23 protein-coding genes are annotated in these 25506 nt (G+C 43.7%); 2 read left to right on the top strand and 21 right to left on the bottom strand.

Annotated features, from left to right (window positions below; genetic code table 11):
• Positions 1–2 precede the first annotated feature (2 nt).
• The 16 genes from J6I68_RS09475 to J6I68_RS09400 form a co-directional block, all read right to left on the bottom strand.
• Positions 3–1280 carry a CdaR family protein gene (locus tag J6I68_RS09475; protein ID WP_292219925.1) on the bottom strand — a complete coding sequence of 426 codons (1278 nt, stop codon included), beginning with the start codon at positions 1278–1280 and terminating at the stop codon, positions 3–5.
• Positions 1277–2143, bottom strand: coding sequence for a diadenylate cyclase CdaA (cdaA, locus tag J6I68_RS09470; protein ID WP_292219923.1), 867 nt, complete (start codon positions 2141–2143; stop codon positions 1277–1279). Before cdaA ends, J6I68_RS09475 begins: the two co-directional genes overlap by 4 nt.
• A gap of 15 nt (positions 2144–2158) precedes the next feature.
• Positions 2159–3097, bottom strand: coding sequence for a hypothetical protein (locus tag J6I68_RS09465; RefSeq protein WP_292219922.1), 939 nt, complete (start codon positions 3095–3097; stop codon positions 2159–2161).
• 1 nt (position 3098) lies between these two features.
• Positions 3099–3494, bottom strand: coding sequence for a hypothetical protein (locus J6I68_RS09460; protein WP_292219920.1), 396 nt, complete (start codon positions 3492–3494; stop codon positions 3099–3101).
• Between the two features lie 9 nt (positions 3495–3503).
• A complete protein-coding gene (locus J6I68_RS09455) occupies positions 3504–3917 on the bottom strand; it encodes a flagellar protein (RefSeq protein WP_292219918.1) in 414 nt (137 codons plus the stop codon).
• Positions 3918–3935: 18 nt separating this feature from the next.
• A complete protein-coding gene (locus J6I68_RS09450; protein WP_292219916.1) occupies positions 3936–4682 on the bottom strand; it encodes a ComF family protein in 747 nt (248 codons plus the stop codon).
• Positions 4672–6921: an SF1B family DNA helicase RecD2 gene (gene recD2 / locus J6I68_RS09445; RefSeq protein ID WP_292219915.1), complete on the bottom strand. Its 2250-nt coding sequence runs from the start codon at positions 6919–6921 to the stop codon at positions 4672–4674. The genes J6I68_RS09450 and recD2 overlap by 11 nt, the downstream gene beginning before the upstream one ends.
• A gap of 95 nt (positions 6922–7016) precedes the next feature.
• Positions 7017–7442, bottom strand: coding sequence for a hypothetical protein (locus tag J6I68_RS09440; RefSeq protein WP_292219914.1), 426 nt, complete (start codon positions 7440–7442; stop codon positions 7017–7019).
• Between the two features lie 14 nt (positions 7443–7456).
• Complete coding sequence (locus J6I68_RS09435) at positions 7457–8290, bottom strand: flagellar hook-basal body protein (RefSeq protein WP_292219912.1); 834 nt, start codon at positions 8288–8290, stop codon at positions 7457–7459.
• A 144-nt stretch (positions 8291–8434) separates the two neighbouring features.
• Positions 8435–9385 carry a flagellar hook-basal body protein gene (locus tag J6I68_RS09430; protein ID WP_292219911.1) on the bottom strand — a complete coding sequence of 317 codons (951 nt, stop codon included), beginning with the start codon at positions 9383–9385 and terminating at the stop codon, positions 8435–8437.
• Between the two features lie 57 nt (positions 9386–9442).
• Positions 9443–10435: a rod shape-determining protein gene (locus J6I68_RS09425; RefSeq protein WP_120740093.1), complete on the bottom strand. Its 993-nt coding sequence runs from the start codon at positions 10433–10435 to the stop codon at positions 9443–9445.
• A 156-nt stretch (positions 10436–10591) separates the two neighbouring features.
• Entirely contained in the window at positions 10592–11284 is a 693-nt protein-coding gene (gene pseF, locus J6I68_RS09420) for a pseudaminic acid cytidylyltransferase (protein ID WP_292219910.1), read from the bottom strand.
• Positions 11281–12507: a UDP-2,4-diacetamido-2,4,6-trideoxy-beta-L-altropyranose hydrolase gene (gene pseG, locus J6I68_RS09415; RefSeq protein ID WP_292219908.1), complete on the bottom strand. Its 1227-nt coding sequence runs from the start codon at positions 12505–12507 to the stop codon at positions 11281–11283. The genes pseF and pseG overlap by 4 nt, the downstream gene beginning before the upstream one ends.
• A gap of 21 nt (positions 12508–12528) precedes the next feature.
• Complete coding sequence (pseI, locus tag J6I68_RS09410) at positions 12529–13584, bottom strand: pseudaminic acid synthase (RefSeq protein ID WP_292219907.1); 1056 nt, start codon at positions 13582–13584, stop codon at positions 12529–12531.
• An 18-nt stretch (positions 13585–13602) separates the two neighbouring features.
• Positions 13603–14067, bottom strand: coding sequence for a GNAT family N-acetyltransferase (locus J6I68_RS09405; RefSeq protein ID WP_292219906.1), 465 nt, complete (start codon positions 14065–14067; stop codon positions 13603–13605).
• A 25-nt stretch (positions 14068–14092) separates the two neighbouring features.
• Positions 14093–15184: a glycosyltransferase family 52 gene (locus tag J6I68_RS09400; RefSeq protein WP_292219905.1), complete on the bottom strand. Its 1092-nt coding sequence runs from the start codon at positions 15182–15184 to the stop codon at positions 14093–14095.
• 138 nt (positions 15185–15322) lie between these two features.
• Between J6I68_RS09400 and J6I68_RS09395 the strand changes: the two genes are divergently transcribed.
• Together J6I68_RS09395 and J6I68_RS09390 are read left to right on the top strand one after the other, a co-directional pair.
• Positions 15323–16468, top strand: a complete 1146-nt coding sequence (locus J6I68_RS09395) for an N-acetyl sugar amidotransferase (protein ID WP_292219903.1) — start codon at positions 15323–15325, stop codon at positions 16466–16468.
• The gene (locus J6I68_RS09390) at positions 16458–18200 is read left to right on the top strand and encodes a DUF6044 family protein (protein ID WP_292219902.1); all 1743 of its coding nucleotides are present in this window, start codon (positions 16458–16460) and stop codon (positions 18198–18200) included. Before J6I68_RS09395 ends, J6I68_RS09390 begins: the two co-directional genes overlap by 11 nt.
• 3 nt (positions 18201–18203) lie before the next feature.
• On the opposite strand, the gene J6I68_RS09385 is transcribed toward J6I68_RS09390, so the two are convergent.
• From J6I68_RS09385 to J6I68_RS09365, 5 genes are all read right to left on the bottom strand, one after another.
• Entirely contained in the window at positions 18204–19712 is a 1509-nt protein-coding gene (locus tag J6I68_RS09385) for a GGDEF domain-containing protein (RefSeq protein ID WP_292219900.1), read from the bottom strand.
• 17 nt (positions 19713–19729) lie between these two features.
• On the bottom strand, positions 19730–20902 hold the full coding sequence (locus J6I68_RS09380) for an EpsG family protein (protein WP_292219898.1): 1173 nt from the start codon (positions 20900–20902) through the stop codon (positions 19730–19732).
• Positions 20903–21802, bottom strand: coding sequence for a YveK family protein (locus J6I68_RS09375; protein ID WP_292219896.1), 900 nt, complete (start codon positions 21800–21802; stop codon positions 20903–20905).
• Positions 21803–21840: 38 nt separating this feature from the next.
• On the bottom strand, positions 21841–24714 hold the full coding sequence (uvrA, locus tag J6I68_RS09370) for an excinuclease ABC subunit UvrA (protein WP_292219938.1): 2874 nt from the start codon (positions 24712–24714) through the stop codon (positions 21841–21843).
• A gap of 39 nt (positions 24715–24753) precedes the next feature.
• On the bottom strand, positions 24754–25506 hold a 753-nt coding region (locus tag J6I68_RS09365), incomplete at its 5' end, for a helicase-related protein (RefSeq protein WP_292219895.1).

Below are 25506 nucleotides of genomic sequence, written 5' to 3'. Positions count from 1 at the left end.
TACTAATCATCTTTTTCTACTGTCACATATACACTGACTGTTCCCTTGACCTTAACAAGATCTGGAAGATCAAAATCTACATCAGCACTGTATGTTCCCTCTGACAGCTCCTGAAGATTGTTACCATCTAAAATATCCTGAACACTTACCGTTCCGGTTATGTCATTTGCTGATATCTGCCTTACAGCGCTATCAAGTCCCTGAAGTGTTACAGAAACTGTCTTGTACTCCTTGTCATCCACAAAGACCTTATAGCCTTCATGAGTGCCATCAACCTTTATATTGGAAACGTCCACATCAAAAGTTTCAGTGCTGACGCTATCCACATGAACTATAACCGAAACCGTTCCATTAAAGTCCTTGTCTCCAAAGGTAATACCTGTTGGAAGGAACTCTTCAAGATCGAAGGTATAGTTCAGATTGCCAGTCATTCCTGTCAGATCGATATTCTCATCTTCCACCTTGATCTCGGAGATCGAAGAAATTGCGCTGCTTCTTCCTGCGATCAGAACACTGTCAGGTGTTGACTCGATCTGGCGGGTGTACATATATCCGTTTGCAGGTTCTCCCTTAACCACATAGGTGATAGGAACATACTTGGTTTCAAATATTACTACATTGACCCTTACAGTCTTGATGTTCATTTCAATCTGAGAAGAATCAACAGTATTGCCTTCAGAATCAAGCAGCACTATGTCTGCGTCCGTTCCAATGTTGGAAGTAAATCCAGTTACATCTACATCAACTGCCGCTGAAGTGATCTGAGATACAATGGACTCAGGACCACTTATCCTTACCATATTCTGCTCTGTAGTAACATCTCCGATAACATATCCATCTGCCAACGATCCTGATGTAGTGGCATTCAAAGCAAGAGACTTGGATGCCTTCCTCTCTACGTTTAGCTTGACCACATCGGAGCTTGTGACAATCTTTTCAATCTTGTCATAGTACTTGTTGGTCACAACGTCTATGCTGACTGTGTTAAGGCTTGAAAGAGCCTGTATATCCGCAGTAGCCACAAGGTTGTTCTGGCTAAGTGAATCAATTATGGATCTTGGGGCATAGAGAGTAACAGAATTGATGGTATCTGTGTTATCAAGTATTGTATAAACCTGCCCCTGATCTGTTATAAGATTGGTGTTCTTAAGTGTTACCGGAACATTGGTGTATCTTACTGAAGTAATTGGATCATTGACGTTGGTAATAAGGAACCACACAATGACCGCAAATATGAGGGAAGCAAGTTTAAGTCCCCAGTTGGCCGTCAGTCTCTTCATTTCTTCACCTTGGCCTTTCTGGCGAAGTACCTGATAGGTGCTTCCTCCTCATGTTTGTCCTGAAGTACGCGAAGCCTCTCTCTTAATCTGTCGCTATCAAGAGCTCTTTCAAGCTCACCCTCCTGGGCTACGCTTATCTTACCTGTCTCCTCGGATACGATGATGACAAAGGCATCTGTTGCTTCTGAAGCGCCTATACCAGCACGGTGTCTGGTACCAAGCTCTTTTCCAATACCCATATTGTCTGAAAGAGGAAGATAGCATGTGGCTGAAACCACTCTGTCTCCCCTCACGATAACAGCTCCATCATGGAGAGGGGTATTGTGTTCAAAAATATTGATAAGGAGCTGACTTGTCACAATAGCATCTACGTCAATTCCTGTTCTCTCATATTCTGTAAGAGGGTGATTCTGCTCGATCACGATAAGAGCACCAGTCCTTACCTTGGACATCTCAACACAGGCCCTTACAATCTCATTTAAAGTCTTATCTGAAAATCTGCCCTCAGCCTTGCTGTCACCCAGGGCCAGCACATTGGAAAAGAAATTTTTCCTTCCCAGCTCTTCCAGGGCTTTTCTAAGCTCGGGCTGCAATATGACAACGATACCTATAATGGCAATACTGAACACTCTCTCAACAATCCAAAGGATAGTGGACATGTTGAAAAGAGCGCACACCAAAATAAATACAAGGATGACGATCACACCCTTTAAGAGTGACCATAACCTTGTATTCCTGGCCCATACTAAAATGTGATAGACCAGAAATGCGATGATAAAAATCTCAAGGATATCTGAGATCCTTATGGTTGGCATATGCATGCTCGTTCTGTTGAAGTCAAAAATAAAATCTATCTGATCCATGACCTTCCTTTAGTTTCAGTGCTGCTCCCTTGCCCGGTTGATCTTTTTAACCTTTCTCTCAGGAGTTGACACTGTAACCTTTGGCACTGCCTTAACATAATAGTAATACTCATCATCTTCAAACTGGACCTTCTCAGTTCTTGAGTAATCCAGATTAAATGCAAAGAATTCCAAAACCAGCATCAGAAGTGCTGAAACGATGGTTCCTACAATAACACCACCGATGGATATCTGAGTGTCATTGACCATATCTCCTACAAGAATGCAGATGATAAGGCTCACTGAACCTGCTGCGATAGCTATCTTCCAGGAGTGATCAAGAGAAGTTCTCCTGATCAGGTATACAAGAACAAGTGTCACTGCAAACGCAGCGATCATAACAACCATTGCCTTGTTGCCAAGCATTCCGCTAATAATATTGGAAAATTCATTGGCAGCCTCCTCTACTCCCTCAATACCAAAGCTGGCAGCATTGGTTGAGAAGTAAGAAAGCATGTAGGAGATCACAAGTCCAAAGGATACTGAAACGATTGAAGTAGGAGTTCCCAAAAGTCCCATAGCCAGTGGCATCACATAAGGAATGTGAAGGAAGAAGAACACCGGTGTCAAAAGAACTGCCAATGTATCCTTGGGTGAAAACCTGAAGTATAAAAGGAACATCAAAAGAAAGACAATTGCTGAGATAAGCGCACATTCAATTGCCAGGGAATAGAGATGTCCCACGATAAAGATCGCTGAAATGAAAACAATAAAATTAGGTGGAAGGATTGCGCAAAGAAGAGACGCCATCATCACGATCGCAATGTTGGTAAGGGCGTCCATATATCCCAGCTTGTTGTTGATGATTGAGATAGAAATAAGCGCAAGTAAGAATTTCCACACATAGGTAATGTAGGTTTCGTATTTGATGTAAAATCTCTTTACATACTGTTTAAATTCCAATAATGAAGTCATATCATTGTTCCTTTTCGTAAATTCTAGCCAGTTTTTTTAAATTCCCATAATATGCCTTCATACTCTTACGCATCTTGCTGTACCTTAAGGAATAAACGACATATGATACAAGAGAATACACGCCAACAAGCAGGAGGTAGAATACCAGATACCTCCTGCCAATAGCCAGTAAATTATTAGTGTTGTACAGATCAGATAAAACCTTTTCGAAATTGCAAAGCACATAGGTCGCAATAAGGATTGCAAAAACTATGGTGGCGCTGATCACTGACTTGATCACGTTAAATCCAACGTAATCACTCTTAAAATATGAATTGATCGCGTCGTTCTTTTTCCCTTCACGATCTATAAAAGCAGCCATTTTGGTCATCAAAATGACTTTTTCTTCGTTAACCATCACTGCTCCTTATGTATCCAGGAAGCGCATACCTGACTTAGGCTCTTGTTTCTGCTGCAGTGCCTGCTGCAGTGCCTGTCTCTTCTGTGCGACAGTATCATTTAGTGTGTTGGCCATAGAAGTCTTACACTTAGCACAAAATCTTCCTGTTGTAATAGGCTCACCACATTTCTCGCAAAGGAGCTGTATTGGTGAATCTTTGGAGAACATCAGTCTCTCTTCACGGATCCACTGCTGAATCTGCTTGGTTGTTACCTCATTGTCTTCAGAAATCTGTTTCAAGCTTGCCGTTGGGTTGTCCTGAATATACTGTTTTACCTTCTGAAAATCCTCTTCCACTGCTTTCTTGCAAGGATCGCAGATAGCTGGACCTGCCACGTAGTTAAACATCTTTCCGCATCTTGCACAGTTCCGTAAGTTCATAAGCTGACCTCCATATATTTAAGTAGTTTGCCCGATAGCAAGAGTCAGGAAATATACCTGGTCTACACCTGCCATCTGAAACTCATGGGCGATCTCATCAATAGTACTTCCAGTTGTATAGATGTCATCGATTATAAGTACGCACTTAAATTTTACATCATTTTTGGGTATAATAAAAGCCTTTTTCAAATTATTGCGGCGCCCCAAAGCGTCCAGTTCCTTCATTGGAAGCGTGTTTCTGACCCTCTTTACTATGTCAGTCCGCAAAGGGATAGAAAGTTCCTCAGAAACTGCTTTTGCATAGACTTCAGCCTGATTGTAGCCTCTTTTTAGCTGTTTTTTCTCATACATAGGCACCGGCACTACAGCTTCTATGCCAAGTCCTTTTAAGGTGTCGCCAAGCCTCTTTCTTGTGGCAACGCCATAAAACCTTGCATATTCCTGCCTTCCCATGTATTTAAAGCGGTAGATCGAACCAGAGATACTCCTGTAGGCAAACACAGAATAGCCTCTTTTAAAGAAATGTCTTTTCTCCCTGCAGTCCTGGCAATACTCTTCTAAAGAGTCCTTGCCAAGGGGCTTACCACATTTAAAGCAGGTACTGCCTTTTACAAATTCAATTTTCTTAATACAATTCCTATGGATGATCCTGCCACGTTTTATCCTGCCGCTTTCAAAGGTAAATGCTGGCAGTACGCCATCGCAGACAGGGCAGTGCCTTGGATATATGATATCCAGCGCTGTTTCAAAATATCTATTCTTCAAAAATATCCTTAATCCTATCCTTTAGTCCTGTATAGCGCCTAAGCTGCTGTTCATTGGAAACCATTGTCATGACAGTCTGGCTGCTGCCAAGGATACATACTGTGTTCTTGGCCCTGGTAACTGCAGTGTACAAAAGGTTCCTGTTAAGGAGCATCCTCGGTCCTCCAAGAAGAGGCATGATAACTGCAGGATACTCACTTCCCTGTGATTTGTGTATGGTTATGGCATAGGACAGCTCCAGTTCATCAAGATCAGCAAAGGGATATCTCACCCTCTTCTTTTCATCAAACTCAACTATCATATCCTGGGAATACTCATTTATCTCTTTCACTACACCCATATCGCCGTTAAAGACGCCCATTCCGGAATCAACAGCAATATTGTACTTGCCAACAATTTCCCAGGATGCCTGGTAGTTGTTCCTTATCTGCATGACCTTGTCCCCCTCCCGGAAAACATGGTCGCCATAGGCATGTTCTTTTTTCCCTTCCTCCGGAGGATTTAAGTATTCCTGGAGGATCAGGTTAAGCTGCTGGGCACCAAGAGCTCCTTTTTTCATAGGTGTCAGAACCTGAATATCAAAGGGTCCTGCATCCACATAGGACGGCAGTTTATCCCTGATGAGCTGCACCATATGCTTGTAGATAACATTAGTGTCATTTCTTTCAAGGAAAAAGAAATCCTTGCTCTTGTTATCTAAAACCGGCGCCTGACCATCGTGGATCCTGTGGGCATTCATGACTATGTCACTCTCTTCAGCCTGGCGGAAGATCTTTTTAAGATAGATGGTTGAAAATCTGCCGCTGTCTATAAGGTCCTTAAGTACCTGGCCAGGTCCCACGCTTGGAAGCTGGGAGCTGTCTCCCACAAGGATCAGGTGAACTCCAGGCACAAGAGCCTTGAGCAGCGCGTAAAAGAGATGTATGTCTACCATGGACATCTCGTCTATTATTATGGCGTCTGTTTCAAGGGGATTGTCCCTGTTTTTCTCGAAGTGAACTCCTGAGGATCTTCCCTTTTCGTCATCATCCACCTGTCCGGACACCTCAAGGAGCCTGTGGATAGTCTTGGCTTCATAGCCTGTAGCCTCAGTCATCCTCTTGGCAGCTCTTCCTGTAGGGGCAGCCAGCATGATATCAAGGCCCATTCTCGCGTAATAACCAATGATAGTGTTAATGGTTGTGGTCTTACCGGTTCCTGGTCCACCGGTAATTATCACGATTCCATTGGTTATACTCTGGATAACAGCATCAAGCTGAAGGTCGTCAAGCTCGATATTTCTTGCTGCCTCCATCTCGATTATCTGTTTTTTATAGTTTTCTTTTTCTGCCTCAGACACCTTCTCTGAAATGCACAGATTGTAGAGCATGGCAGCACAGCCCTGCTCTTCGTAGTAATAGGTTGAGGCATAGACTTCATTGTCGTTTTTTATGATCAGCTTTTTATCAACTGTGAGGTTGTAGATCTGAGTCCTTACAGTTTCCTCGTTGATCTCATAGTCGGGTCTTGTGGATAAGACGTCTATGGTGCGCCTTATAAGCTCATCCATGGGAAGGAAGGTGTTTCCATCAAGAGAAGATTGAAGGAGTGCATAGTAGATACCACTCTTTATGCGGTAGTCAGAATCGATCTGTATTCCAACCTTTCCTGCTATTTCATCAGCTGTCTTAAATCCAACTCCAGCTATATCGTCCGAGAGCTGATAAGGGTTTTCTTTTATGACCTTGTAGATGCGCTCGCCATAGGTGTTGTAGATCTTTACTGCAAGATTGTCTGAAATGCCAAACTGCTGAAGGAATATCATGGCATTTCGCATTTCTCTCTTTTCAGCCATCTGCAGCGCAATGTCCATGGCTTTTTTCTCGCTGATACCCTTGATCTCAGAGAGCCTCTCCGGTTCCTCCTCAATGATCCTGAAGGTATCATCGCCAAACTTACTGACAATCCTCTTAGCCAGAGCTTCTCCGATCCCTCTTATAGCTCCCGATCCAAGGTATCTCTGCATGGACGCTGCATCATCCGGAACCGAGATCTCATAGGAGGAAACCTTGAACTGATCACCATAAACAGGGTGGCTTACATACTCGCCTTCAGCCTCGATGGTATCTCCCACATCCACGTCCCTGAACACACCAGTACAGACTATCTCATCATCAGAAACCACAAGATTTAGAACCCCGTAGCCATTTTCAGTATTCTTATATATAAAGTGTTCAATATAACCTTTGATTTTTTCCATAGGCAACAGTATAGCATAATAAAAGCCGTCTAATCTTTAAGATATTCTTAAGATTAAGACGGCAGTCATATTTTTTTAATAGCAGATCAAAAAGCTTAAACACTAGCTGGTCCATTGGCAGAAGCTGCATCCTCAGCTGGAGCCTCAGGGATATCATAGTTCCTTCTAAGATTCTCATAGAGCATCTGAGCAAAGCCGTTGCTCTGCTTATCTACAGAAGTTGAGCATATCTCCTGGAGAGTCTGATCCTTGAAAAAGTCTACCAGCGTCTCTGTGGACTGATCTCCAGACTCTGGTTTAAGAGCATCTACAGATTTCTGCATCTCTTTAAATACCTGCTCAAGAAAGTAGGACTCAAAGCTCTTGCAGGCCTGCCACAACTCATCATCAGAAGCGTGCTGAGAATTTGCTGTGTTCTCAAGCTTTTTCTGAAGAGCAATGGCACTGGCATTTTTGCTCTCCTGCATGGCATATTCAGTTAACGCCGAAGCTCCAATTCCTTTAATATCAAGACTTGCCATTATATACCTCTAAATTATCTCTTCAGGGAGTTAGCTGTCTGCATCATCTGGTCTGTTGTCTGGATTGCTGTTGAGTTCATTTCATATGCACGCTGTGCAACGATAAGGTTGACCATCTCAGTTGCTACATTTACGTTTGAGCCCTCGAGGTAACCCTGAACCAGCTCACTTCTCTTCATGTTTCCGTCAGCTTCGTTCTCGTTGATAGCTGCTCCGCTGGCAGCTGTCTCTTTCCAGGCAGCGCTTCCAACTCTCTCAAGTCCTTCTCTGTTAGGGAACTGCCAAAGGCCAATCTGAAGTCCGTTGATCTGCTGAGGAACACCCTGATCATCAGGATAATAGATCTTGCCATCGCCACCAATTGTGATACGGCTGGCAACTCTGTTTCCATCAACTGTTATCTCTTCGCCGTTTATATCAAGTACCTTGTTTCCTTCTGCTGTTGTAAGAACAAGATCTGTTCCGCCAACCTCAGCAAGAGCCCAGGTGAAATTACCATTTCTGGTGTAGAGCTGTGTCTGTCCATCTGTATCAAAATAGCTAAAGAAACCATCGCCACCAATTGCAAGTGACGCCGGGTTATCGCTTGTTAAAAATGATCCCTGGGAAAAGAACTGATTGATAGTTGATGTGCGCACACCAAGACCAACCTGAGAATTGGTTGGCTTAGGAGCACCATTAGCTGTAGTAGTTACTGTCTGTAATTCCTGATATAAAAGAGATTTGAACTGCGCACCCTGTGCCTTGTAACCTGTTGTATTAACATTGGCCAGGTTGTTGGAAATGGTATCCACGTTAACCTGCTGCGCGTTCATTCCTGTAGCTGCTGACCATAAACTTCTTACCATATTACGTCACCCTCCGACCCATTACGAGCGTTTCCCATCCATGGCTCCTAATGAATAATTCGTCATCCGTGACTTCAATATAGTTCTTCTGTTTATTTATCGTCATATAGTTGCAATTAGTTTATACAAAGATCAAAAAAATTTTTATGACAGACGTCCTACCTGGTTAACTGCCTTATCCAGAGTGTCATCTATTGTAGTGATCATCTTCTGGTTTGTGTCGTAGTTTCTCTGAACTGCGATCATCTGGACCATCTCGTCAACTACAGAGACATTGGACTGCTCCAAAAATCCTGAATAAACAGATCCTGTAGCATCCGCTGCCACTGCATCACCTGTGGCAACATAGCCATTTTCTCCGTAATGCTCTAAGGTGTCGTAGCTGATCCTTCCATCGAGAGCCACCTGCTTTTCAAAATCAAATACTCCAATATTGGCAACAACTTCCCCATCCTGAGAGATCTCACCATTCATGCTGATCTGAACAGGAAGATTAGGGTCAAGCTCAATGTGACCTCCGTCTGCGGAAAGAACAAAGTCTCCATCCTGTGTTACCAGAACACCATCTGCATTCAAAGTGAAATTACCATCTCTTGTGTAGAGGATCTGCTGCTGAAAACCATCTTCAAGCATCTCATCAAGGGAAAGCTTACCAGCCTGATATGCAGCCAGCTCCCTGTTTTGCCTCTGGAGACGCATATACCTCTCCATATAGGTCTCAGTTACTGTACCACCTTCGCCCTGAGCTTCTTCAGGTTCTGTCTGCTTGATGGCATATTCTATTCCAAAAAAGCCATATCCACCGATAGCAAGATCAAAGGTGTTGCCAGTTTCTCTCATAGGACCTTCTGTCCAGTCCACATAGCCCTCACCAATCTTGACACCGGGATTAATAATGCCCAGTCCACGAGCTGTGAACGGGGCATCAGTATAGTCCTTGATCTTGAGCGCAAGCTGATCAGAAAAAGACTGTGATGTTGCGCCTTCTTTTTTGTAACCGTTGGTATTGGCATTGGCAAGATTGTTGGTGAGCACGTCCATTCTGTGCTGTTCGTTGATCATTCCTGTGTAAGCAGTATATAGACCCTTAACCATACAAAAACCCTCTGCCCTCCTGGCTTTACATCCGCTTTAGTCCATAAGCGGAGCAATTTAGTCTTCGCGGTAACCTGCGATAAATTCTACATAACGGCCTGTTCCAATAGCTACTGCTGTCATTGGATCCTCAGCTGTCATGGTGTTGATTCCAGTCTTGGAATAGATGAGATCCTCAAGTCCTCTAAGGAGAGCACCGCCACCTGTAAGAACAATACCTCTGTCAGCGATATCTGCTGCAAGCTCTGGTGGTGTATTCTCTAAAACGCTGTGGATAGCATCTATGATCTGTGAAGTGGTCTCTCTGAGAGCCTCTTCTGTTTCCTCTGATGATACCTTAACTGTCTTGGGAAGACCTGTTACAAGGTTTCTGCCCCTGACATCCATAAAGTCGTTCTCAGCCCTTGGATAAGCTGATCCGATCTTGATCTTGATATCCTCAGCTGTTCTGTCACCAATAAGAAGATTGTGCTTTTTACGCATGTAGCGGACAATGGCCTCATCAAAGTCATCGCCAGCAACCTTAACTGATGTGCTGACAACAGTTCCTCCAAGGGAGATAACTGCTATATCTGATGTACCACCGCCTATATCAACGATCATATTGCCGCAGGGCTTGGTAATATCGATACCAGCGCCGATAGCTGCTGCAATAGGTTCCTCAATTGTCTTAACATCTCTTGCGCCACAGAGTCTTGTTGCATCCTCAACAGCCTTCTTTTCAACCTCTGTTGCTCCTGATGGAACGCAAACAGCGATGAAAGGCTTTCTGTGGATCCTTCTGCCGATGGCCTTCTTGATGAAGTATCTCATCATCTGCTCTGTGATCTTGTAGTTAGAGATAACTCCCTGGCGAAGAGGTCTGACTGCAACGATATTACCTGGTGTACGACCAAGCATAAGTCTTGCGTCCTCTCCGATAGCCTTGATCTCTTCTGTATCTCTGTCATAAGCCACAACTGATGGCTCTTTTAAAACAACGCCCTTTCCCTTTATATATACAAGGACTGATGCTGTTCCTAAATCAATTCCAATGTCTGCGTACTGCATGGTTCGTGATTACCCCTTTCAAAGCATATGCAAAACCGCATAATAGCGGATATTAACAATTAAGTCTACGATTTCATTCCACATTATACCTCAAAGAGTGGAGATTTAAAAGAGGCTATTCACTACTATAGTATATCGGCCAGGATCTCTTAAGTGTTAACCCTTATCCTGTAAAAGTTTGTACTTCATCTCTGCCAGCTTCCAGTCGACCTCATTGTCGATGTCCTGAACCTCAAGTTCTGACAGTTCCATTGGCAGTATCTGACCCACCATGATCCCCTTGTTCTTTAAAAAGCTCTCAGTTTTTACCACATAGAACTGACCAGCGTCATGATAGTGTGGCTCAAGGTCCTGGGATCTTTTAGAAAGATTCTCAGGCTGTCTGAACACCAATCTTCCATCGCGGATCTCCATGGCCCTCTGGGGCGGATAAGAAAAGCGAACTACAGGGATAAGTGAATCTGCATCTGATGCAGAGAGTTTATCCACTGCCTCTTTAAGCTTATCTGCTGTTATGAACGGAGCTGTCGGATAAATGCATGCAAAGACATCAAAATCCTTGCCACGACTATGATACTCACGAACGACCTCATCAATGACATCTACAGTGGTGGCATAATCATTGGAGGTTTTCTCGCTCCTAAAGAAAGGAACGCTTGCGCCATACTTCCTTGCGATGTCAGCGATTTCCTCATCGTCAGTTGAGACCATAACTTCATCGAAGGCTCCAGACTTAAGCGCTGCTTCAATGGAGTAAGCAATTATAGGCTTTCCATTAAACTCCTTAATATTCTTCCTTGGTATTCTCTTACTGCCTCCTCTGGCAGTTATCATTGCAAGTGTCTTCATTGGATTCCCTCCAGGTTATATGGTTTCCCGAAACATATCGTTTTTTGGTCCAGGGGTAAGTTAACTAATTCTTTAGCTATCAGGATTGCTCCAGTACCGTTCGTAAGTCCTGAAAGAGCTGTTCGCATAGAATCCAGTTTGTTGGTATCAGATACAAGAGCCATAACATTATCGCAGATAGCGCTTACTACTTCTGCTTTGATGTGAGAAATCCCATCTATTGTGCCTGTGTCTCCAGTCACATCACCGGCGAAAAGCATGCCGCCGGTTTTTTGCCAGAATTCTACGTTATATTTCTGGTTGTCTGCTACCTGATAGAAGATAGCTGGCAGGCGGACTGCGGCGCACTCAGTGAGCATGGTGCCTGCTGCCGCAACAGCGAGATCGCAGCTGCGCATTAGAGATGCCATGTTGGTGACTGAATGGTGGATATTGATATTTGAATATTGTTCTGAGAGAGCGTCGATTGAAGCCGCATCAGATACAAGGTTTCCAACAACTACTTCCCAGATGACGGTTTTCTTGGCAGGTGCATCTTTAGACGCCAAAAGTCCTTTATCTCTGGCGGCCTCAAGAGTTGATAAAAGCATTCCATGGATGTCAGCGCCGCCTGCTGTCAAAAGGATCCTGAGTGCATTGCTGTCAGTGTCTGGTGTTGCATTTGCAAAGTCACCAGTATTTATATCCTGCACAACCTTCCCTCCGGAAAGTTCGTCTTCATAGAACTGTCTGCGTAGAGGTGCATACTTAAGGCCCAAAAGAAGCTTTGTGGGAAGGCCATTATGGCCCGACATATTCTCGTACAGAGACTCATAGCCCAAAGCCTCATAATAGCCGCTGTAATTGATGAGAACATCTACCGGATAAGGCTCTTTTCCAAGGTCGTCCATATAGGCTACAGGACAGATACCTGAAATGGCCTCGAAATATCTCTTTGTTACAAAATAAGAATCTACCAAAAGAGCATTGACATCTCTTGCCTTAAGCTCTTTTTTCAAAACAGGAAGTTCATCTTCCATGTGGTCATAGGCTCTTCCAAGAACCACCACCTCAAAGTGGTCAAGTTCCTTACCCACACTGTCAACAAGGCTCTTTCCCTCGTTATCTGCCACAAAAAAGGTGACACTTTCCCCAAGGGCGATGAGCTCTTTTGCAATGGTAATGCAGCGCATCACATGGCCTGATGCTATTATCTTGTTTGCGTCTGCGCGGATTCCGATCATCGACTAAAAACTCCTAAACTATCAGTCAACAAGGTCCCAGCTAAGGGGAGTTCCTTTTTCAATGTCTTTTGAAGCCTTGCGGCCAAGGACTTCTTCGTAGTGCCTTGTATGCATACCATTTCCTGGGCGGATGGATCTAACATTTTCAGGGGTAAATTCCTCCCCTGCCTTAACATCCTTTACAACGAAAAGAGATCTTGAAAGGCCTCTTTCCTTTACCTGCTTGTCTGTAAGCTTGTACTCCGATGAACCAAGGGCTTCCTCGATTATCCTTACATTTTTCACCATCTCTGTAAATTCCGCAGGTTCCATGGAGAAGGCATCATCAACACCACCTGCAGAGCGGTCAAGCGTCAGGTGCTTCTCAATCATCTTGACTCCAAAGGGCACGCTGCCTGTGGGGATGACGCTGCCAGGAGTATGATCAGAAAGACCTACTATACAGTCAAACTCTTTTGCAAGAGTGGGGATCATGCGAAGGTTTACGAGGTTGTAAGGTGTTGGGTAGGCACTTACACACTTAAGCAGCACCACCTGATCATTTCCCTCTTCCTTGCAGGTATCAAGGGCGAGCCTTATATCCTCTTCGTAGGCGATTCCCGTTGCGAAGATCATTGGCTTATGGAGAGAAGCGATCTTCCTGATAAGAGGAATGTCGTTGATCTCAAAGCTGGCAATCTTGTATGCAGGAACGTTCAGGTTCTCAAGATAATCAACTGATGTAGGGTCAAAGGGTGATGAAAAAGCCTCCATTCCAAGCTTCTTGGCCTCATTCATAAGACCCTCATGCCACTCCCACGGAGTGTAAGCTTCTTCATAAAGATTGTGGAGTGTTCTTCCTGCCCATAGTCCGTCTCCTGGTGTCATGAACCATGGCTTGTCACAGTCGATGGTAATGGTATCTGCAGTGTAGGTCTGAAGCTTAATAGCATCAGCACCAGCCTCATGGGCTGCATGGATGATCTCAACTGCTCTGTTATAGTCTCCGTTGTGGTTACCTGAAATCTCTGCAACGATAAAGCAGGGATGGTCCTCTCCAACGTATCTGTTTCCAATTTTAATATTCTTCTTAAACATATCTGCTCCTATTTGCTGTCACTCATTTATCCTCTTGGAATAACACAGCGCATCTTCTGCATCCGAGGCCGTGTATCCATTTGCAAGAAAACACTTCCCCGAGGCGCTGTTTGTCTTTAAAGTAAGTCCCATTAGGGTCTTTACCTCTTTAGGCATCTCTTTTTCCACAAGGGCTATGATCTTTTTACCGTAGCCTTTTTTTCTCTTCTCCGGGGCTATAAGATAGCTGATCTCCCCTGCGTCATCTGTGACGTCAACCCTGATGTTTCCCACCTTATCCTGTCCGTCCATCATTATGAACATATGGCATTCCCTCTGAGAGAGCTTTTTTGAAAGCCACTTCTTGTGAGATTCAAAATCTATCACATCTTTGGTAAAAGAGTTGGCTCTTGTGGTCTCATCATTGCGCCACCTTAAGATATCAAGAGCATCCTCCATGGTGGCTCTTCTTAAGAATATTTTGTTGTCTGCTCTTTCTTCCAAGTCTGCCTCCATGTATAAAAAGCTTTTACTTATCCAGATTTTCTGTCTTTCTGTGGATTGCCGGATCTTCGTATTTATCAAGGAAATCAAGGCCCAGGTACACTATCTCTTTTGCAAAATAAACATTGTCCATCTGGGTTATGACAGATATCACCTTATCAACTGCAAAGCCTTCAATGTCACCAAGAACTTCCATGGGGAATCTGTCCCTTACAACAACTGCTTCAGGGAAAGCCCCTTCGTAGTCCAGAGTATCCCTTGGATGCGGCTTAATGATCACTCTGTTTTCATCCTTGTACTCATCTATGATATCGGAAAAGAGCTTTTTCCTTACATCCATTTCGCACAAAGGCTCAGTAAGTATCATGACCTGAGGTCTCTTTTTTCCCTCATCGTACTTTCCGGTTCCAAGGAGCTGGGATACAACCCTGTCCTTGTTCTCAAGAAAGATATCTACCAGTATCCTGTGATCTTCATTACTTAGCTGGTCGTTTAGCTGCGCCCTTGGAACCTCTATAGTGTTCTTTGGCGGCTTGTGGTTTGCGCTCATGTCATTGACCTCGTAATCAATGCAATACTTGCTGTATCCACTCTCAATAAAGATAAGCCCAAGTGAAGCCATAAATTTCTTAAGGGGCCACGCTCCCCTGTTGGCATTCCTTGCCTGATCGTCAAGCTTACCTGAGTTAAGGCCGTCCTCTACAGCGTGATAATATATCTTTTTGTAATTGAGATAATATCCAATTGGATCTGAATCGCAGAACACATATACATCATTGTAGGCTGAAAGGTCTGTGGGGATATACTCCTCCTGGAGTTTACCAAGAAGCCTTGTGTAGGTGATCCTCTGGATAAGGTTGGCTATTATGTTCCCCTTATCCTTGTGGTAGCTCATTACTTCATCCGAAGTCACATCTTCTTTTTCATCGTACATAAATACATTGTCAAAAACTCCCGACAACGCAAGCCTCTCCGGGAGCTTTTCGAAGTTATTGGACATGGTGCTAAGGACAATGTCTGCGCTGCCCTTCCTGTCATGTCTTGCCACAAGCTCTTTTACCACCGCAATATACACGTGATAGTAGGTGTGGCAGATGTAAACTCTGTCTTTTTTCATATCTCTTTTCATGCCTCTAATTATAAAGTGCACCAGGCAAAAGGGCAAACTCATATCAAAAGTATTGCCCTGGTTTTGTCTGCGGTAGTATACTAAGTCGAACACTTTTTATTTGAAATTTCGGGGAGGAATCTACCTATGAAGATGAGATACTGCAAGAGATGTCTTCAGCCAGACACAAGGCCAGGCATCATCTTTGACGACGAGCAGGTATGCTTTGCCTGCAGATACGAGGAGTCCAAGGCCACTATTGACTGGGCTCAAAGAGAAGCTGAGCTTAAAGGCTTCGCTGAAGAAGCCAAGGCAGAAGCTAAAAAGAGAGGAAACACCTACGACTGCATAATCGGCGTTTCAGGTGGTAAGGACTCTACTTTCCAGGCAGTTTACGCCAAGGAAAAGCTTGGCCTTAATCCACTTCTTATTAACTGCATGCCTGATGAGATCACTGAGATCGGCCGCAAGAACATTGAGAACCTGAACAACCTTGGATTTGACATCATCTCAATCCGTCCAAATCCTATTGTTGCAAAAAAGCTTGCCCGCAAGTCCTTCTTCGAGAGAGGAAACATCATCGCAGCGTCTGAATACTGTCTGTGGGCATCATCATATATCATGGCTGTTAAGTTCAACATTCCACTCATCATTCAGGGTGAGAATGCTGCTCTTACACTTGGCGCTGCCAAGAACCAGGAAGCAACAGGCAACGCATTTTCAGTTATGCAGCTTGAGACGATCCGCGGAGCCAGCGTAGACAGCTTCGTTGATCTTTCAAACAACATCACAGAAAAAGATCTTTTCCTTTACAAGATACCTACTGTTGAGGAGATGGAGGCCAAGAGCATCAAGGCGATCTTCCTTCAGTACTACACAAAAGAGTGGTCACAGGTTCACAACGCTGACTTCGCTGTTGCAAGAGGCCTTACAGGCAGAAGTGACAACCTCTACGACCTTGGCAGATACAGAAGATACACAGCCCTTGACTGCGATCTTCAGATCCCCAACCAGATGATCAAGTATCTCAAGTTCGGATTTGGATATGCTACAGATGAGATCTGCTATGACATAAGAGAGGGCAGATTTGACCGCGAAAACGGCAAATGGTATGTCAATGAATACGACGGAAAGTGCGGACAGCAGTACATCGACAAAGCCTGCAAGTACCTTGGAATCACCAATGAAGAGTTCTGGGAAGTTGTTGACCGCTATGTAAACACTGACCTCTTTGAAAAGGTTGACGGCAAGTGGACACCTAAGTTCACTGTGGGTGAGGACTATGAATCATAATATCAAGAAAAACTGGTATATGTACCTACCTGGAACACTGCTTCTTATACAAGCGGCAGTGTTCCTTGTATTTCGTGGAGAAAGTTACTTCCAGATCCATGACAACCTGGATCTGTTCATGGGACACTATGAGATGCTTAAAAAAGCAGGGCTGTGGTTTTCTCATGGTCAGAACGCGCCAATACTTCACGGGGTTTCAAGGGATCTTTTTGGTTCTGAGTTTAACCTCTACAATCTCTTTTATATCCTGCTTCCAGGCTACTGGGCATACCTTGCTGGCTACGCCGCCAAGATTGCCATTGGGATAATTTCTTTTATCCTCTTGTCAAAAGAGTTGCTGGCAAAGCGCTATGATGCATACAAACCACTGGTTGTTGTCATAGCCACAGCTTTTGGCATGATCCCGGTTTTCCCAACCTACGGCATCGCTTTTACTTCAGTTCCATTTATTGTGCTGTTTTTGATAAAGCTCTACAGGGCTGCTTCTTTTAAAGATAGGCTTCCCTGGTATGTGGCAGTATTTTGTTATCCCTTCATCTCATATTTTTCATACCACGGATTCTTTATTTTAAGCTACATGGTCCTGGCAGTGATCATCCTGTGGATCAGGGATAAGCGTTTTCCTTTAAGTACTTTCGTTTCAATAGTAGTTCTTTCAATCGGATATATTCTCTTTGAATATAGGCTCTTTGGTGCCATGCTGGGAAGCGATGTGGTTACAATAAGGACCACCATGGACCACGGAGATCTGACATTTATGCAGGCTATGAAGACAGCCTTTGATGAGTTTGTAAATGCATCCTTCCATTCTGAGGATTCACACACCTATATAGTTCTTGCCACAGTACTTATCGCCATAGTACTTATAAATGCAGGTAACATTAAGGCTGGCAAGGCAAAAGAGATCTGGTCTAATCCGATCAATCTTCTGATGATATGGATAATCTTCAACGTCCTTATCTTTGGTCTTTATCAGTTTGCGCCATTCAGGCACCTTTTTGAAATGCTAGTACCTCCTCTTACTGGTTTTGAGTTTGCAAGAACAGCTTACTTCAATACCTTTTTGTGGTACGCAGAGCTCCTTCTTGTGTGCATGAGAATGTATGACTATGGAAAAAAGAACTTAAAGCTACTTGCAAATGTGATCGTGACTCTTGCTGTTTTAATTGTAATGTTTGTTCCTCAGGTCTATAACGATTTTTACTACACCTGCTACAATCAGGCGTACAAGGTGTTAAAGCACAAAGAGACAAGTACAGTCAACTACAATGAGTTTTATTCAGAGCAGTTGTTTGAAAAGATAAAAGATGAAATAGGATATAACGGAGAGTGGTCCGCAACATTTGGAATGCATCCTGCAATCCTTAATTACAACGGTATTGCTTCTGTTGACGGTTATCTTGGCATGTATGCCCAGGAATACAAGGACAAATGGCAGAAAGTCATAGAGCCAGCCTTTGAAGGATCTCCATCACTTGCTGATTATTACATGGGATGGGGTGCAAGAGTAAATCTTATCTCCGCAGACGATGAAAATACCTATGCTCCGCTCAGGGTCATGGATCCTGCAGATAAGAGACTTGTATGTGACATGGATGAGCTTAAGAGCCTTGATTGCAAGTATATATTTGCAAGATTTGAGATATCCAATGCAAATGAAATAGGACTGAACCTGATCGGCAGCTATACCGATAAGTCCAGTCCCTATACCATCTATGTATATCAGTTGTAAAAACTATTTTCGACGCCTGTCTATTCCCATTCTCTTATAGTAGGCTTCCTTATCATCATACATCTTGTTGTCAGCCATCTTTTCAAGGCCTTTAAGGTCAAGATCAGGATAGTCCTTGACAGCTGCATAGCCAACAGATATGGACAAAGTGTATTCTGGAAATACTTCCAATGAAGATGCTTTGTCCTTTATTGTGTCTAAAAGTATTTCCGGACTCTGGGTCCTGACGATTGCAATAAATTCATCGCCACCAGTCCTGAATACCTGGCCCATATTTCCAACCATTTCCCCTATAAATCTTGCTGCGCGCTTGATCAGCTTGTCACCAGCAGAATGTCCTCTGGAGTCATTAACTATCTTTAAACCATTGACATCTATGGAGAAGATCGCAAAATCATAGGGAAGAACCTCCTCTTTATATGTTCTTATCTCTTCGTCATAGCTTCTCCTGTTGCCAAGCATTGTAAGCTCGTCTGTCATGGCAATGCGAATAAGATTGTCTTCCCTTAACTTTTCATTTTCAATATTCTGGACGGTAAAAATGATCAGTGTAGGATACCCATCTTTATTGCATCCGGATACTATGTACTGCGCCTTTATCCATCCTGAATTAACATCCACAAATTCACCGATGATGCTTTTACGGTCCCTGAGCCTTTTTTGTACAGTAGTTATATCAGTAAATTCCAAAAAGGAGTCAAGGTGCTCCAAAGCTATATGTTCTGCCAGTTTACTGGCCATTCTTGTATGGGAGTATTTGGAAAGATCCAGAGGCATCTCGTCAATTGCTGTTCCTGAAAGCGGTCTCTCTGTCATTCTCTCAAAATCAATCAGATTGACCATGTCATATATTCTGGCCATAGACTTTAGAAGCACAAGCTGTTCATTAAGTAGAACTTCTCTGTCAGAAATGGTGTCGTACTTCTTCATGGTATCCTTAAAGTAATCAATGGCGATCACTCCCAGGGAATGTCCTGCACCAAGCATGATGATCGTTTCAATTGTGTATCCGCCTACAGTATGCAGAAAATATGGCATCAGATCAGTATAATCAGCTCTGTTTGCCACCATATACGGCGCTGTTAGCCATGCTGACATGACCATAAACACGTAATTTATGGCCGTTGTAATAACAAATTCTCTTGTGCTGCACAAAAGAAGGCTTAAAAGAGGAATCAGAAACCACGTAAGTACTAATGATACATGTCCATAACTCATTTGGAGAAGTATCAGATCCATGGCTACAAATGCAAAATAACTACTAAAAAGGGAGCCTTGCTGAATTTTTATTATCATCTTATGGATGATAGCCAGAAGAAGCATTGCTGAGGATATCTGAACACAAATACCATAACTGGTCTCATTAAAAATTCCAGCAGCTATGCCAAGGGCAATTGCAGGTCCTGTAAGAACGCAGCAAAATAAAACGATGTTAAGATAACCGTTTACTCTGATCCTGTTACTCAAAAGAAAAGACTGATAATCCGCTATTCCTTCTGAAGATGGTTGCATAGTAATCACCTCCAACTTTAGAACGTATCTGTCTGATTAAGCCACCTGTGCTCATAAAACAGCCAGCTCTTGTAAGGAAGTACTCTGAAGCCGGGATTGTCTGCCTGTTTTAGGAAGTAAATAAAATATAGAATACAAAAAACTATTACTGCAATAGAGATTCCTTTCTTTTTCCTGGGATCTCGGACACTGCAAATTATATTGGGTATGAGCAGTATCTGAACCGTTGTCAGGTAATAAGCAAATCTTGTTACCAGTGGAAGCCAGAAGCATGACAGATAAAGGACCACCGCCATGATGTTCATGTTGAAATACATGCGGTTATCAGCTCTGTCTTTTACTGCCTCCTTGTAGCAAATAATCCCTACCACTATCATGAACAGGCAACCCATGATAGGCGCTGTATTATCAATGATACTGTGGGTCTCTTCAATGTAAACAGTGTTGTTATATGAAGGGTATAGTTTTAATGCAATCTCCATTATCTGGTTGTGCAAAAGAGCTGCTACCGCACCGAAAATAGCCAGCGGTATAAGCGCCCATTTCTTCCAGGGAATCCTTGCAATAATGTACATTGGTATCACGACAAGCACACTTTTGTGAAAAAGAGAAGCGAAAAGTATAGTAGCAAGGAACTTAAATGCATTAACAGTGTTTATTTCAATCAGATATCTAATGGCAAATGTGGCAAGAGCAAGAGCAAAATAATATCTTACTGTGTTAAAGCTTCTGTAATAGAGCCCCATGGTCATGAACATAAAAAACGCCCAGGCAAAGCTCTCTGACTGCTCCCTTAAAACCTTGAGGAACACCGCAACAATCGCAGCTGCGAATACGCCAAACATAAGAAGGTAGTCTTCTTTTCCAGACAAGGTGTAAAGAACTCTTACCACAAAGTTAAAGCCTGGCTCTGTTACAACATAGCCCTTTTGGAATATCTCGTGACATGTAACCACGTAAGTTCCATAGTCATTACCAACTTCCAGGCGAAGTGCTGCAAGAAGTGTAAGAACTGTAAAAATAGATACCAGCATGAGTATATTGATCATTCTGGATCTGTTTGCATAGTCAGCCAAAAACCTCTTAGACTGTTTTCCCGCCGGACAAACAACACCTCTTGAATCTTCAGTTGTCCTGTACCTGCATGCCATAAGGATTGTCATGGCAGCAATCAGTGAATAAAGAACCATTTATTCCATTACTCCCACAACATTAACATCCTGTTTTTTTAGGGTATAAACGACCTTGTCCATCTTATCTACTGTGTCCCGTCCGCTGCGAAGAAGGATAATAACCCCATCAACCGCTCTCATTCTGTCAAACTCATCAAGGTCATATCGAAGCTGCTCAGACGAAAGCTCAATATAGTTGCCATCATATTTAAGAAGGTGTGATCTGTTAGCCCTGTATTCGTCGGTATCTCTTTTCCCAAGATATGGAATATCAGGGTAATTCATTGCCCAGTCTCTTTCCGAATAGATACCATCGTCAAAAATGCCATACAAAAGAACTGCGAAGAGACTGACCAGAAGACCTATGAGTCCCCCAAGAAATGCGGCATTGGGCTCCCTCGTGTACTCGTCATATTCTTCTATTTCAGCATCAGTCCAAAGGTCAATAGCAGAAATCTGCTCAAGAACATCAGCAAAGGCTGGCAATGCAGCCTTGTAGGCATCAGAAATCTTCTGGACCAGCTCTTTGTCTGTTCCAGTCACTACAACTGTGAGGATCCGGTAATCTCCAAGGATCTCCCCAGTTACAGAATCAAGGATCTGCTGTTTGGTAATGTCAGGAGCCACTTCCAGTGCCTTGTTAACCACTGGGTCGTCCCTTAGTATTCCATCCCAGGTAAATGCATTAAAATAATCCGGACCATTTGGGAATGCCTCGTAGTCAAAGTAAATATAATAATCGTTCCTGATGCGATAAACTGTGTTACCACTCATGATATTGCTGTAGGCTACATAGGTCACAAGGCCAAGTACTGCTCCAAGAACAGTAGCTGCTACAACAAGCCATATGCGCTTTTTAAACTGGCGAAAGAAACGCTTAAGGTCGATGGATCTGTTATAAAAGCTTCTGTCAGACATAAAATCTGAACTCCTCCCAACTTACAGTTTTGCATACATTATAACATTTTTTTGATATACGCTCCTGTGTAGGACTTCTTGCACTTTGCAACTTCTTCAGGAGTGCCGGCAACAACTACAGTACCACCCTTGGAACCTCCCTCAGGTCCCATATCTATGATGTAATCACCAGTCTTGATGACATCAAGGTTGTGCTCAATGACAACAACAGTGTTGCCCTGATCGACAAGCTGCTGCATGATCTTAACAAGCTTTTGGACATCTGCAAAGTGAAGTCCTGTTGTGGGCTCATCAAGAATATAAACAGTCTTACCGGTTCCCACTTTAGAAAGCTCAGTAGCAAGCTTGATCCTCTGAGCCTCACCACCTGAAAGCTCTGTGCTTGGCTGACCAAGCTTAACATAGCCAAGTCCAACATCGTAAAGGGTCTGGATCTTACGCTTTATTGTCTTGACGTTCTCAAAAAACTTAAGGGCTTCCTCAACGGTCATATCAAGGACGTCATAGATATTCTTGCCCTTGTACTTAACTTCCAGAGTCTCGTGGTTGTATCTCTTACCTCCGCATACTTCACATGGGACGTAAACATCTGGAAGGAAGTGCATCTCGATCTTGATGATTCCGTCGCCGCCGCAGGCTTCACATCTTCCGCCCTTGACGTTGAAGGAGAATCGTCCCTTCTTGTAGCCCCTTGCCTTAGCATCTGGAGTTCCAGCAAACAAGTCTCTTATCATATCAAAGACGCCAGTGTAGGTTGCAGGGTTTGAACGAGGAGTACGTCCAATTGGAGACTGGTCGATGGCGATCACTTTATCCACCTGCTCAAGCCCCTCTATTGTCTTGTGCTTTCCAGGAATGCATCTTGCCCTGTTAAGGTCTCTTGCCAGATGCTTGTATAATATCTCGTTGACAAAAGAACTCTTACCTGAGCCAGAAACACCAGTAACAATGGTCATTACACCAACAGGTACATCTATATCGATATTCTTAAGGTTGTTCTCCTGAGCTCCCTTGATACGTAGCCATCCCTTGGGCTCGCGCCTTGTCTTTGGCACATCTATCTTGAGCTTCCCTGCGAGGTACTGGCCAGTTACAGACTCTTTTACCTTCATGATCTCTTCTGCTGTTCCGCAGGCAACGATCTTACCGCCGTGGGATCCGGCTCCAGGACCCACGTCCACAATATAGTCAGCAGCTCTCATGGTATCTTCATCATGCTCAACTACGATAAGGGTATTACCAAGGTCACGAAGGTTCTTAAGTGTATTAAGGAGTTTGTCATTGTCCCTCTGGTGAAGTCCGATACTGGGCTCATCAAGGATGTAGCACACGCCGCAAAGACCTGACCCGATCTGGGTTGCAAGCCTTATTCGCTGTGCCTCACCTCCGGACAATGTCCCTGTTGCTCTTGAAAGAGACAGATAGTCAAGACCTACATCCACAAGGAAACCTACGCGGTTTCTTATCTCTTTTAATACCTGAGCTCCGATCATCTCCTGCTGTGGCGTAAGCTTCATGTTATCAAGATAAGTCTTAAGCTCGTCAATGGACATGGAGGTGATCTCATAGATATTCTTGTTATCTATGGTCACAGCAAGGGACTCTTTCTTAAGTCTCTGGCCGCCGCAGAGAGCACATGGAGTAATGCGCATAAACTCTTCATACTCAGCCTTGGCTGTCTCAGAGAAAGTCTCTCTGTATCTCTGCTCTACGTTTTTAATAAGACCATCAAAGAGAATAGGATAATCTCCCTCACCTCGCTGGCCCTTATAATGCACATTTACAGTTTTATCAGCGCCGTGGATAAGCACCTCTTTTGCCTTGTCAGAAAGATCCTGAAATGGAGTGTCCAGACTGAACTTATATGCCTTGGCAAGCGCCCTTAAAGTTGCGTTACTAAAGCTACTGTCCTTGTTGGCTGACTGCCAGCCCATGACAACGATACAGCCGTCGTTAATGGAAAGGCTCTTATCCGGGATCATGAGATCCTCATCAAACTCCATCTTATAGCCAAGGCCAAGGCAATCAGGGCATGCGCCAAATGGGTTGTTGAAAGAAAAGCTCCTGGGCTCAATTTCAGGGATGCTGATGCCACAGTCGGGGCACGCAAAATTCTGGGAAAAGCTCAGTTCTTTTCCATCAATTACATCTACTAAAAGAAGGCCATCCGCCAGCTGCAGAGCGCTCTCTACAGAGTCTGTAAGACGTCTTCTAAGATTCTCGTTGTCGTCGCGGATAACTATTCTGTCCACAATGATCTCAATGCTGTGCTTGATGTTCTTATCAAGCTTGATTTCTTCCTCGGTGATCTCGTACTGGCTTCCGTCGATCCTTGCACGGACGAAACCGGCACGCTTAGCTCTGTCCAGAGTCTTTTGATGCTCACCCTTTTTACCGCGAACAACAGGCGCTAATATCTGGAGCTTGGTCCCATCGCCAAGGGCCATGATCTGGTCGCACATCTCATCAACGGTCTGTCTGCGGATCTCTCTACCACAGTTAGGGCAATGAGGAACACCAATCCTGGCATAAAGAAGCCTGAAGTGATCGTAGATCTCTGTAACTGTTCCAACTGTAGATCTTGGGTTCTTGTTGGTGGACTTCTGGTCTATGGAGATTGTCGGAGAAAGTCCCTCTATAGCCTCTACGTTTGGCTTGTCCATCTGTCCAAGAAACATCCTGGCATAGGATGAAAGAGACTCCATGTATCTGCGCTGTCCCTCTGCGAAAATTGTCTCAAAGGCCAGGGAAGACTTACCAGAGCCGGAAACGCCGGTAAATACTGTAAGAGTTTCTCTTGGTATTTTTACGTTAACGTGTTTTAAGTTATGTTCATTGGCACCACGAACCCTGATGTAATCATGGATATCAGTGGGAAGTATCCTCTTGGTGGTGGTGTTCTTTTTGGTCATGTTTCTGTTATCTGTCATATGTTTATTACTCCATTTTTTTCACAAGGAAGTTAAATCATTCAAAATCTTCTTAAGCTCTATGAGCTGGTCTCTAAGGATTGCAGCATTCTCGAAATCAAGCTCTGTAGCTGCTCTCTTCATCTTCTTCTGAACCTGTCCGATGAGCTTCTCAAGCTCTTCTCTATCCATGGACTCAGGAGCCTTTTCAAACTTAACCTCTTCCTTGGCAACTGCCTTGGTAACTGCAATAAGATCTCTGACTGCCTTCTTGATGGTCTGAGGTGTAATGCCATGCTCCTCGTTGTACTTTTGCTGAATGGCACGCCTACGCTTAGTCTCTTCAATTGACTTCTTCATAGAATCAGTCATATTGTCGGCGTACATTATAACATGTCCTTCAGAGTTTCTGGCTGCACGTCCGATGGTCTGGATAAGTGACGTCTCTGAACGAAGGAATCCTTCCTTATCTGCATCTATGATGGCAACAAGTGCTATCTCAGGAATATCAAGTCCCTCTCTTAAAAGGTTGATACCTACAAGGACATCGAACACGTCCAGTCTCATATCCCTGATGATCTCTGACCTCTCAAGTGTATCTATATCTGAATGAAGGTACTTGACCCTTATGCCTGACTCTGCAAGATACTGAGTAAGGTCTTCTGCCATTCTCTTGGTAAGAGTTGTTACAAGAACCTTGTTACCTGCATCTACTGTCTTTCTGATCTCAGATATAAGGTCATCTATCTGTCCCTCTACAGGTCTTACATCAACCTCAGGATCAAGAAGTCCTGT

Origin of the sequence: Butyrivibrio sp., assembly GCF_017940685.1 — a bacterium.
Classification (GTDB): Bacteria; Bacillota; Clostridia; order Lachnospirales; family Lachnospiraceae; genus Butyrivibrio.
The sequence above is the reverse complement of the archived record's forward strand: the minus strand, read 5'-3'. Positions and strand labels throughout refer to the sequence as shown.